At 54.1% G+C, this 11,790-nt stretch carries 8 protein-coding genes; 3 read left to right on the top strand and 5 right to left on the bottom strand.

Annotation, left to right across the window (positions count from 1 at the left end):
* Positions 1 to 209: 209 nt before the first annotated feature.
* Positions 210 to 1,655: a membrane-bound lytic murein transglycosylase MltF gene (mltF, locus tag J5067_RS13500; RefSeq protein ID WP_264651324.1), complete on the top strand. Its 1,446-nt coding sequence runs from the start codon at positions 210 to 212 to the stop codon at positions 1,653 to 1,655.
* Between the two features lies 1 nt (position 1,656).
* On the opposite strand, the gene tadA is transcribed toward mltF, so the two are convergent.
* From tadA to murQ, 3 genes are all read right to left on the bottom strand, one after another.
* On the bottom strand, positions 1,657 to 2,187 hold the full coding sequence (tadA, locus tag J5067_RS13495) for a tRNA adenosine(34) deaminase TadA (RefSeq protein WP_264651323.1): 531 nt from the start codon (positions 2,185 to 2,187) through the stop codon (positions 1,657 to 1,659).
* A 93-nt stretch (positions 2,188 to 2,280) separates the two neighbouring features.
* Positions 2,281 to 2,919 (bottom strand): phosphatidylglycerophosphatase C, encoded by a 639-nt coding sequence (gene yfhb, locus J5067_RS13490; RefSeq protein ID WP_264651322.1) that lies wholly within the window; start codon positions 2,917 to 2,919, stop codon positions 2,281 to 2,283.
* 75 nt (positions 2,920 to 2,994) lie between these two features.
* The gene (murQ, locus tag J5067_RS13485) at positions 2,995 to 3,888 is read right to left on the bottom strand and encodes an N-acetylmuramic acid 6-phosphate etherase (protein WP_264651321.1); all 894 of its coding nucleotides are present in this window, start codon (positions 3,886 to 3,888) and stop codon (positions 2,995 to 2,997) included.
* Positions 3,889 to 4,196: 308 nt separating this feature from the next.
* Between murQ and lapG the strand changes: the two genes are divergently transcribed.
* Together lapG and lapD are read left to right on the top strand one after the other, a co-directional pair.
* Positions 4,197 to 4,844 carry a cysteine protease LapG gene (gene lapG, locus J5067_RS13480; RefSeq protein ID WP_264643665.1) on the top strand — a complete coding sequence of 216 codons (648 nt, stop codon included), beginning with the start codon at positions 4,197 to 4,199 and terminating at the stop codon, positions 4,842 to 4,844.
* A gap of 9 nt (positions 4,845 to 4,853) precedes the next feature.
* Positions 4,854 to 6,818, top strand: coding sequence for a cyclic di-GMP receptor LapD (gene lapD / locus J5067_RS13475; RefSeq protein ID WP_264651320.1), 1,965 nt, complete (start codon positions 4,854 to 4,856; stop codon positions 6,816 to 6,818).
* Between the two features lie 84 nt (positions 6,819 to 6,902).
* On the opposite strand, the gene J5067_RS13470 is transcribed toward lapD, so the two are convergent.
* On the bottom strand, positions 6,903 to 7,247 hold the full coding sequence (locus tag J5067_RS13470) for a tryptophan synthase subunit beta (RefSeq protein WP_222157791.1): 345 nt from the start codon (positions 7,245 to 7,247) through the stop codon (positions 6,903 to 6,905).
* A gap of 82 nt (positions 7,248 to 7,329) precedes the next feature.
* On the bottom strand, positions 7,330 to 11,790 hold a 4,461-nt coding region (locus tag J5067_RS13465), incomplete at its 5' end, for an Ig-like domain-containing protein (RefSeq protein WP_319802394.1).

Genomic DNA, 11,790 nt, shown 5'->3' with positions numbered 1-11,790 from the left:
CGTCATTATAGAGAATTGTGACGCGCGACGAAACCGTTTGCGCAGAGTTTGTTGCACATCTTATTTTTGACGTGGTCAAACTTTAACCTGATGGATAACTGTTGCACACTGGCGGTTTGTTAAGCAAAATGCCCCCACTCTGGGAGAGTGTAGACAAAAAAACTGCCGTTACAGACAGAAAGGCCACACGGCCGCCGAGAGATAACTATTTGAAGCGTTTAACATTAAATTATTTTTTCATCGGGGTTATTACGTTACTGCTGATGTTGGCGCTCTGGCCCAACATCCCCTGGCGCAGCGGCCAGGATACACAGCTCAATCAGATCCTTTCTCGGGGTGAGCTGCGTATCAGCACGCTCAATTCGCCGCTGACCTATACCCTCAGTAACGGAACCCCCTCAGGACTTGATTATGAACTGGCTAAACGATTCGCCGATTACCTTGGCGTGAAGCTGGTGGTAGCGGCGCGTCCAAATCTTGACGCCTTGTTCGATGATCTCGACAACGACAATGCCGATCTGCTCGCCGCCGGGCTTATCTACAACCATGAGCGACTGGATCGCTTTCGCGCGGGGCCGACCTACTATTCCGTTTCGCAGCAGTTGGTTTACCGTATGGGTGCCACGCGCCCTAAAAACCTGGAAAAACTGAGCGGTCGGTTAGCGGTCACATCGGGCTCAGCCCATATCGCCACACTACGCGATTTGAAAAGCGGTAAATATCCGGCTTTGAGCTGGGAAGCCGCCTCGGATCTCAGCACGCAAGATTTGCTCAAACAGGTGGCGCAGGGGGCGTTGGATTACACGCTGGCGGATTCCGTCACCATCGGTTTGATGCAGCGCATTCACCCGCAGCTTTCCGTTGCGTTCGATCTGAGCGACGAAGAGCCGGTCACCTGGTATATGCGCCGCACTCAGGACGACAGCCTGTACGCCGCCTTGTTGGACTTTTTCAGCCAAACCGTGGAAGACGGCACGCTGGCTCGTCTGGAAGAGAAATACCTCGGCCACGTAGGCGAATTTGATTATGTCGATACCCGCACCTTCCTGAGCGCCATCGATAATACCTTGCCCGATCTACAGCCGCTGTTTGCCAAATATGCCAGCGATATTGACTGGAAATTGCTGGCAGCCATCTCTTATCAGGAATCGCACTGGAACCCGTTGGCGACCTCGCCGACCGGCGTGCGCGGACTGATGATGCTGACGCGCAACACCGCAGAGAGCCTGAATGTGACCGACAGGCTCGATCCGGAACAGAGCATTAGCGGTGGCGCACGCTATTTGGCGCACATGATGGAAAAAATGCCGGAAAGCATCCCAGAGGATGAAAAGATTTGGTTTGCACTGGCCTCGTACAACATGGGCTATGCCCATCTGCTGGATGCGCGCAAACTGACGGAAAAACAGAAGGGTAATCCCGATAGCTGGGCGGATGTGAAGGTGCGTCTGCCGATGCTCAGCCAGAAACGCTATTATGCCCAGACCACTTACGGCTATGCTCGCGGCCACGAAGCCTATAACTACGTTGAAAATATCCGTCGCTATATGCTGAGTCTGGAGGGGTATCTGACCGAGAAAGCCAATAAAACCCAGCAGCAGGAACTGTTAGCAAGCGCTTACCCTGCCGTACCGCCAGAAAAACTCGGCAAATAAATCAGGTAGCACCGTCACACTTGGCGATTTTTTCTTGCGCGCGCAGCGCTTTATGCTGTGCGCGGCGTATTCGGAAAAAATCGCTGAGGGTGTGGGCGCATTCGGCAGCCAGCACGCCAGACGTGATCGCTATCTGATGATTCATACCGGGATGGCGCAAGATATCGACCAACGACCCTGCTGCCCCGGTTTTTTCATCGTTGGCACCATACACCAGTCGGCCAATACGGCTGTGCACCATCGCCCCTGCGCACATCACGCAAGGTTCAAGCGTCACATACAGCGTCGCATTGATTAAACGGTAGTTCTGCAACACTTTTCCGCCCTGACGCAACGCCATGATTTCGGCGTGCGCGGTCGGATCGTGATGACCGATGGGGCGATTCCAGCCCTCGCCAATCACGTTATTATCCAGAACCAGCACCGCACCGACGGGCACCTCCCCCTCCTCCTGCGCCCGTTGGGCCAGTGTCAGTGCATGACGCATCCAATATTCATCAGGCGTGTCACGGCCATCAAGGGTGTCGTTCATGGTGCCTCCCGGGTATTTATCGCGCATTTTTGGTCGCGCGCATTATACAGGGTGTAAAGAAAAAACAGAGTGCTTATTGCCTGGCCGACGCCGTTACTCCAGCTGTTGCAACGTACCGGCACGCGTCACGCGCCAGCGGTGTTCGCAAAAAAACAGCAGCGGATTATCTTGCTTGCTGTCGCTATACCCGCTGTGCAATTGAAGTGGCGCACCAAGCTGTTTTTCCATCTGCACCACCTTCTCCCGTCCCAGACAGCGCAGCGGCAATACCCAACCGCCATAGCCCCGTACCATCTGGCTGCCCATCAGTTTGACCCCGGGCAGAAACGCGGCGTCATGGTAAACCTGCTCGACCAGACGCTGTGGTGAACCGGTTACCAGCCACACTTGTGCATCCGAAGCGGCGAGATACTCGGTCAAGCGCTGCTGCACCAACGGAAAGGGCGTCACCCAGCGACGAAAACGGGCAACAAACCCCTGCTCCAGCGCCCGTAAATGCGCCTCACGCCGACCAAAGGTAATGGCCCAAAGCAGAGCGCTCATTGGCCAGCGCGCCGCCCTGCCGCGTGCCAGCAATACCAGCCCGGCCACCGGCAGCACCGGAATAACCAGCAGTAAATTTAACGGCAGGCGTTTAAGCAAGTAACGCAAAAAACAGCCAAACATGTCTTGGCGATGCAAGGTGCCGTCCAAATCAAAAAACACGATACGTGTCGGTGATTGTTCACCCAAACCATTTTCCTCTTGCCAGGGTAATCACTACGTTACGGGAAAAAACGAGCACGTACGGTACCCATTTCCTTATTCTTAAGGCAACAGCGCATCGCGCAAATAACCGTGGTGTATTGCCAACCGCTGCTCGGCCTCTGCCGCGCTGATACCGCTGAGGATCATCAGTATAGCGGGTTTGGCCGCATAGCCGGTTTCTTGTAACGCTCGCTGCGCCTCATCACGTGTGGCACCCGTGGCTTCCATCACGATACGACAAGCGCGATCCACCAGTTTCTCATTGGTCGCTTTTACATCGACCATCAGATTTTGGTACACCTTTCCCAGCTTAACCATCACGCCCGTGGAGAGCATGTTGAGCACCAGCTTTTGCGCCGTACCGGATTTGAGGCGTGTCGAACCGGTCAGCGCTTCCGGTCCGACTACCGGTGAAATCGCCACCTCGGCCAGCGCCGCAATCGGGGATGCGGGGTTGCAAGAGATGGCGACCGTACCACAACCCTGGCTGCGTGCATATTTCAACGCACCAATCACATAAGGGGTACGGCCCGACGCCGCCAGCCCCACCACGGTGTCTTGTGGCGTCAGCGACAGCGCCACCAGATCGGCCTCACCGAGGGAAGGATCGTCCTCGGCACCTTCAACCGCCTTCAACAGCGCGCCGGGTCCACCGGCTATCAACCCGATAACCAGCCCGTGGGGCACGCCAAAGGTCGGCGGGCATTCAGACGCATCAAGAACCCCCAAGCGCCCACTGGTACCCGCCCCGAGATAGATCAGTCGCCCGCCCGCTTTCATTCTGGCAGCCGCCATATCCACCGCGCGCGCAATCTCCGGCAGCACCAGGCTTATCGCCTCGGGCACTTTACGGTCTTCCTGATTGAACAGCGTCATCATTGCAAGCGTGGTTTGGCTGTCCAGTTCCATCGTTGCCGGATTACGGGTTTCTGATACCAAGGTGGCTAAATTCATGTTTTTCTCCCTGACACACGGTGTGCGCTGCTGACCCAGCCATAAAAGTAGGTTATTCTGCCATAATAGCTAACGATAACTCGTCTGTATCGACAGTGTTTCCGCCCTCAGCGCCTATTCTATCTTCACGCCAGGAAGGTGTGCATGTCTGCCTTGTGTTCAACAGGGCCGCATGGCGTATTTTCACGCAACAAGGCCAGCACACCGCAACGAGGATGAGAGGCTTACTCTGGTTCAATCAATAGCGAAGAGAAACACCGGTGAATAGCCGCTGGATAACGACATGGCGTAATAAAGGGGTTCTGCTTGTGCTGTTCAGCAGTCTGTTACTGCTGACGGCAACGCTGCGCGCGGATTGGGATTTCGTCACCATTAATCAGCGCACGGAACAACTTTACGGCCCTGCAACACCGGAAGCGCGTAAGCGAATTAATGAGTGGCAGGCATTATTAGGTTCATTGCCCGGCAGCGATGAAAAAAAACTATTGGAATCGGTAAACCGTTTTTTTAATGAACGGCTGCTATTTCGCGACGATCGTGTCATCTGGCAGCAGGAAGATTATTGGGCAACGCCCATTGAAGCGCTGCGCAAAGGAATGGCTGACTGCGAAGATTATTCTATTGCAAAATATTTTACGCTACGCAGGCTCGGTATTCCGAATGAGAAGTTGCGAATTACCTACGTTAAAGCATTACGCCTTAATCAGGCACATATGATCGTTGCGTATTATCCCACTCCGACCTCTATTCCGCTGGTGTTGGATAATCTAACGGATAAAATATTACCCGCAACGCAGCGTACCGACCTCATCCCCGTTTATTCCTTTAACGCAGAGGGACTATGGCTGCCCGGCAGTGATGGCAGCAATAAACGGGTCGGCGACAGTAAGCGGCTTTCACGTTGGCAAGATTTATTGACCAAAATGCGGGCCGAAGGTTTTTCTCTTGAAGAGTAGGATTAGGCTATGTCTCTGTACAAACAACTTTTGATAGCCATCTGCTTATTCGTACTGGTGATTTTTAGCGGCAGTTTTTTTGTCAGCCTGGAAAATTCACGCGAGCAGTCGAATAACCAATTGCAATCCCACGCGCAGGATGCCGCCACCGCACTTGGATTGTCGTTAACGCCCAATATCGACGATCCGGCCATGGTGGAATTAATGGTCAGCTCGATTTTCGATAGCGGCTATTTTTCCAGCATTCGGGTGCGTGATATTAAAACCGGTGACGTCACGCTGGAACGCATCGCCTCGCCTGAAATTCCCAATGTTCCCGCCTGGTTTGTGCGGCTGGTTAATCTGACACCGGGCAGCGGTGAGGCCATGGTGATGCGCGGGTGGGAGCAGGCGGCAAAAGTGGAAGTGGTCAGCCACCCGATGTTCGCCGTTACCCGTCTGTGGCAAAGCACCTCCGCAGGAGCCATCTGGCTGCTGGGCTGCGCTGCGCTCGGTTTATTGATTGGCGCGTTGTTGCTGCGCCGCCAGTTGCGCCCGTTAAACTACATGGTGAAACAGTCGCTGGCGATCACCCGCCGTGAATACCTCACTCAGCCGGACTTGCCCAGCACACCAGAATTCCGCCGCGTGGCACAGGCCATGAACCTGATGGTCAGCAAGTTAAAGATGTTGTTTGAAGAAGAAGCCGAGCGAAGTGAACGCTTACGTCAAGAAGCCTATCAGGATCCGCAAACCGGTCTGCCTAACCGTCGCGCTTTTGAGATGCAGTTCAACGACAAGAGCAGCGATGAAGAGACGCCGCCGGGTTATCTGATTATGATTCGCATACAGGATCTGGCAGGTCTCAACCAGCGACTCGGCGGTCAACGCACCGATGTGCTGCTGGAAACCATGGCGAAAATGATGCGTACCGCACAGAAGCTCTATGCCGAACAGGAGAGCGTGCTGGCGCGTTTGCGCGGCGGTGAATTTGCCCTGCTGTGCCCCGGCATGGCAGAAAAAGAAGCGCACACGCTGGTCGTCGCACTTTCACACAACCTGGAATCACTCGCGCTAACGGGCGAAATCGACAGCTCGCCGGTTGCCGCATTGGGCATGGTGCCGTTCAAGCACGGCGATAGCCTGAAAACACTGTTGATACAAGGTGACCACGCGCTCACGCGGGCAGAAAGCTCTCCGCTGCATCACGCGCCCCTGGCGGACAATGAAGCCCATTCACCGACCGAGGCCGATCGTCACCTGTGGTTTAATCGCCTGGATACGCTGCTGAATGAGGAGCGCCTGCAACTGTTCTTCCAGCCGGTTTGCCGCTGCGCTCACCCCGGCGACGTGCTTCACCATAAGGTACTGGCACGTATCAACGATGAGCAGGGCAATAGCATCGCAGCGGGATTTTTCCTCCCCTGGATTCAGCGCTTTGGCTGGAATGCCCGGTTAGATCAGGTGATGATAAAACAAACATTGGATTATCTGTCACGCAGTTCCGGTACGCTGGCGCTGAGTCTGTCGGGCAGTACCGTGCTGGATTTAAACCTGTTGACGCAAATGCTGGCACCGCTTAAGGGCCATCCCGAGCGGGCACGCCGTGTGATTCTTGAGCTGGATGAAAACCAGTTGCCGGAAACCCATCATCTTGAAGCGCTGATCGCAATGCTCAGCGAATACGGTTGCCAACTGGGATTACAGCACTTCGGCGGGCGTTTTAACCTGATAGGTAACCTGGCGCAGTGGGGGCTTGCCTACCTGAAAATTGATGGCAGCTACATTCGCAATATCGATCGGGAAAACGATAAAAAGGTGTTTATTGAAGCCCTTTACCGCACCGCCAACAGCATCGATTTGCCACTGATTGCTGAACGTGTCGAAACCGAGGGTGAGCTGGATACGCTGCGCGGCATGGGGCTACAGGGTGCTATGGGACGTTTGCTGGGAGAACCATTCCCCGCGCCGGATAACACGCTGTTGCTGAAATAACGTCTAAGGGCATTGATAGGAATAGTGCGTGCAGACAGGCTTGCCTGCACGCACCAGAGAGAGAAAAGTGCGGCAACTTGAGGCTTAAAACATCGCCTCATCTTCGTCGTTAATCAGCTTGCTCAGCCCGCCGTTGAGCGCTTCACGTGCATGGGCCCGGTTAATCAGCTTCAACTGTGCCGCAGCAGGGAAATCGGTAATATTGATAACACCTTTCTGCGTTAGCACCTGAATCAAATCCTCAAGCACGCGCACCATTTCCAAATCGCTTTGGCGTAGCTGCTGCAATCCATTGAGCATCACTTCCTGATTTTTCCGCCACAGGATCGCTTCCGGAGAATCTTTTGCCAGTTTACCGGTCATCTCGTCAAAGGGCACATCCGCCACTCTGACTAAAAACCCTTGGCTGTCACGCTGGATATAGTACATGCACCACCTCTTCTCTCCGGTACGGTATGGCTGCCTCGCCCCGGAGAAGGTCGATGCCTTCTCCGGGCGCAAGTAATGCAACTCAGTTTACCGTCTGTTCGGGCTTGCTGACCAGACTTTCCAGCGAAGGCATTGATCCACTGTAATGCTCAAGCGTGATAGAGACATTCACCGTACCGCCCGCGTTGCCCGAGAAGTCACCTTGCGTGCTGACTTCAATGGTGGGAGAACCGTTATGATCGGTAAAGCGGATATAACGGCTAAGATCGGCCCCTTTATCCAGATCGCCGAGCAGATCGTGCAGATTGATCTTGTCACCTTCACCCGGGTTGAAATCTTTGATGACATCAAAACCGGTATCCCCTTTTTGCCACATAAAGGTATCCGCCCCTGAGCCACCAATCAGCGTGTCGTTGCCCTTACCGCCGATCAAGATATCGTTGCCGCTGCCGCCGTACAGGATGTCGTTACCTTCACCACCGTTAAGCAGGTCATTGCCACCCTGACCAAACAGGATGTCATTGCCCGCACCGCCGTACAGTTTGTCGTCACCGTCGTTGCTGGAAGAGAGATCAAACGCCTGATGGTGATCGGTAATGTAATGGTGCATATCCTGCACCGTTACGCTGGAGACTTTCATCTGCTGCGCGATATAGGTTTGCAGTGCCGACAAGCCGTTACCTTCGATACCGTCAAAGCGCACCACATCGCCAAACAGGATGTCATTGCCAATACCACCGTGCAAGGTGTCGTCTCCGCCGGGCAACGGTTTGTTGCTGCCCAGGATCGCTTCACTCAGCTTGCTCGGATCGATCTTGCTTTGAACAATACCGTCGGAGTCGTAACGCGTCAGACTGCTGGCATCGAGCGATTTGCCCACGCCAATGGCTTCAATGGTGTTATGCGATATCGACTGCAACAGCTTGAAGGCAGTGTCTGCGTTTTGCTGGCTGTAGTAACGATTGTAGTAGCCGTAGTCCCCGTCGTTGTTACCCCAGCCGCCCAACGTGGAGATTTCATAAGTGCCATCGCCCTGCGCATGTACCCGTCCGACAACTTCGTGGTCGATATAACCATAACGATTATAGAAGTATCGATTGACATCGCCATTAGCACTGATGACCTCGCGGTTCTCCCCCATAATTTTCATGTTATAGGCTTGGCCGACTTGGTAATTGAAACTGTCGATATTCAGCACTTCATTCGAATTACTACCCACCTGTACCTGATTGGTTTCATCCTTCTGATAATAGGTCGGCTCGCCGTCGGTAATAAAATAGGTCAGGTTAGTACCGACATTATTTTTCACCGCCGCACTTTGGAACCAGTTGGCCGTGGTTTTAAACACGTCCTCATAGTTAGTACCGCCGCCGTTACCACCGCCAACCATTGAGTTCAGTACGCCGGTAAGCTTGCTCAGCGCCGTCGAGTCTTTCAGATCCACCGATACCGTGCGGCCAACCTGCGTGTCAAAGTCAGCGAGGAACACGTTCACTTTCCCTGCATGCGCACCGTTGGCACTGTTGATCAGGCTGTTAAACACGTTTTTCAGAGAAGCAACCGTGTTGGCGATATCGGTAGTGGTCATACTGCCCGAGCTGTCCACCATAAACGCGATGTTATAGTTGGTGCCTTCCACCAGTTGCAGACCGGAAACATCGGCTATCATCACATCGTTGCTGTTGGTGCCCTGTACAGAATCATCCCCGGTAGTGCCGATGGCTGCACCGTATTGCTCAACGCCTTCCGTCGAATAACCGGTCGCGCTGTCATGGTTGAGTTTTTCAGTTGACGTTGCTTGAGCCACCACCTCGAACTTGCCTGCCGCCACTGGCACGTACAACGTGACCGTTCCCGACAACGCGTTGGCATTGTGCGCGTTGGCAATGGTGTAAGTGCCATCTTTGCCCACGGTATAGGTCGCATCATTGTTGATATGGTCAACCACTTTGGTGCCTTCCGGCAGGCCGGTCAGGGTAATGCCCGACAGCGTTTCACTGCCGTCAAGATCGGTCAATGCGGCTGAGACATCCAGCGTATGTTCCTGGGTACCCGTGTTGGTTTCTTTGGTTACCGTAGGCGCATTGCTGCCTGGCGCCATACTGGTGCCATCACTGTAAATCACCCCGCCCAGATTGTTACTCACCTGATTGGTGAACGAATGGGATTGTCCGTTGCTGTCGGTGTAGTTAACTTTGACGCCATCAAGGGTATTGACGCTCGTTGGCTGATTATTATTCGTGTTGTAAGTAGGATTATAGGTATAGCCATCCTCTTTCATCACAAACACATAATCTTTATGCGCACTGTCATTATTAACTACTCGGTTTCCACCAAAAGAATCCAAGGGTTTTAGTTCATCAGGTCGTCCACTTTGACGATAGAAATATCCGCTGTTCGAGTGGACAACGAAAATATCACTGTAGCCATCATTTCCGCTGGTATTACCCTGTGTATAGTACGAGTATGTACCGGTACCCACCAATGTCGGGATCGGATCCCCCTCGGTTAACCAGACGCGCACCCCATTGCCGACGGCAACAATTTTTCCATCCTGAATATCAAAGCCACCGTTGGTACTGCCGCCGTTAATATGAATCACTTCACTGCTTGGCGTACTGTTGCCGCTGGTAATGTCCAGCGTCACCGTCGGTGCATCCGCCACCGGGGTAATATCAATGTTGAGCGAGGTTTCCGCACCAACGTTGCCCGCTTTATCCACCGGTGAGAAATGCACGATGCCATAGGGTGAACCCGACGCATTTGCCGCAGGATCAAAACGCAAATCTGTATTGGTCGAGTTAAACGACTGTCCTTCCGTGACGGGTTTCCAGGTGCCATTATCGTTGTAATACAGCGTACCAGCGCTGGCCGGTGGCAATGAAGAAATCACCACGCTGGACGTATCGCCAGAAACGCCCAAGCTATCCCAACCGATATGCACCGGCGTATCTTCCAGCCCGGTCACCGTCTCATCGTGCGCGACAGGCGGCTTGGTATCCAATATGGCTTGATCGTTATCGTGAGCCTGATTACCCGCCGGATCCGTTGCCGTTGCAACGACCTTAATCTTGCCTTCTGCCAATGTGCTCAGATCGGCTGAGGTACTCCATTTACCATCAATAACAGGCACATCAGTAAGTTTGACCTCTTTTCCCTTACTGTCAGTGAAGACCAATGTCACGTGGTTTTCCGTGCTGGTGCCCTGAATAAATTGTCCGGCTAATTCGTGCGCATTGAGATAGCCATCATTACCGGCAAAATTGGTGATATCAATTTCAGGTAAGGTTTTATCCATGATGGCACTGGCGCTGTCTTGCGCGGTGTTACCTGCGGCATCCGTCGCCGTCGCCACCACGGTGATTTTGCCTTCTGCCAGCGAACCTAAATTAATCGTGTTATGCCATTTGCCGTCAAAGACCGGCACACTGCTGACGGTGACTGACTTGCCGTTACTGTCGGTAAAGGTGAGATTGACGAAACGCTCGTTGCTCGTCCCCTCAATAAAGGTTCCACCCAACTCTTGCTGATTGATATATCCGTCGTTACCCGCAAATCCAGTGATATCTATCTCAGGGGCAGTCACGTCTAGCGCCGAGAGGGCCGTATCGTGTGCCTGATTACCGGCCGGGTCAGTGGCGGTGGCTTTGGCTTCCACCTTGCCCTCCGCCAGGCTGCTCAGATCCGCCGTGGTGCTCCACTTGCCGTCCACTACCGAGACATTTTTCACTTCAACGGTCTTGCCGTTGACGTCGGTAAACACCAGATCCACGGTTTTTTCGCTGCTGGTGCCGCTGACCGGCGTCGCGGTGGACTCGCTGGTATTGATAAAGCCGTCATCGCCGGCAAAATGCTCGATATCGACGCTCGGGCCGGTGACGTCCAGCGTCGAGTTGGCGGTGTCGTGCGCCTGATTGCCTGCCGGGTCAGTGGCGGTAGCTTTGGCTTCCACCTTGCCTTCCGCCAGACTGCTCAGATCGGCGTTGGTGCTCCACTTGCCGTCCACTACCGAGACATTTTTCACTTCAACGGTTTTGCCGTTGACGTCGGTAAACACCAGATCAACCGTCTTCTCGCTGCTGGTACCACTGACCGGCGTGGCGGTGGACTCGCTGGTATTGATAAAGCCGTCATCGCCGGCAAAATGCTCGATATCGACGCTCGGGCCGGTGACGTCCAGCGTCGAGTTGGCAGTGTCGTGCGCCTGATTGCCTGCCGGGTCAGTGGCGGTAGCTTTGGCTTCCACCTTGCCCTCCGCCAGGCTGCTCAGATCGGCCGTGGTGCTCCACTTGCCGTCCACTACCGAGACGTTTTTCACTTCCACGGTTTTGCCGTTGACGTCGGTAAACACCAGATCAACCGTCTTCTCACTGCTGGTGCCGCTCACCGGCGTCGCCGTCGACTCGCTGGTATTGATAAAGCCGTCATCACCGGCAAAGTGCTCGATATCGACGGTTGGACCAGTCACATCCAGCGTCGAGTTGGCAGTGTCGTGCGCCTGATTGCCGGCCGGGTCAGTGGCGGTGGCCTTGGCTTCCACCTT

The sequence above is a fragment of the Candidatus Symbiopectobacterium sp. NZEC151 genome (genome assembly GCF_025962655.1).
Classification (GTDB): Bacteria; Pseudomonadota; Gammaproteobacteria; order Enterobacterales; family Enterobacteriaceae; genus Symbiopectobacterium.
Note: the sequence above shows the minus strand (reverse complement) of the source record. Positions and strands in the feature narration are given on the sequence as shown.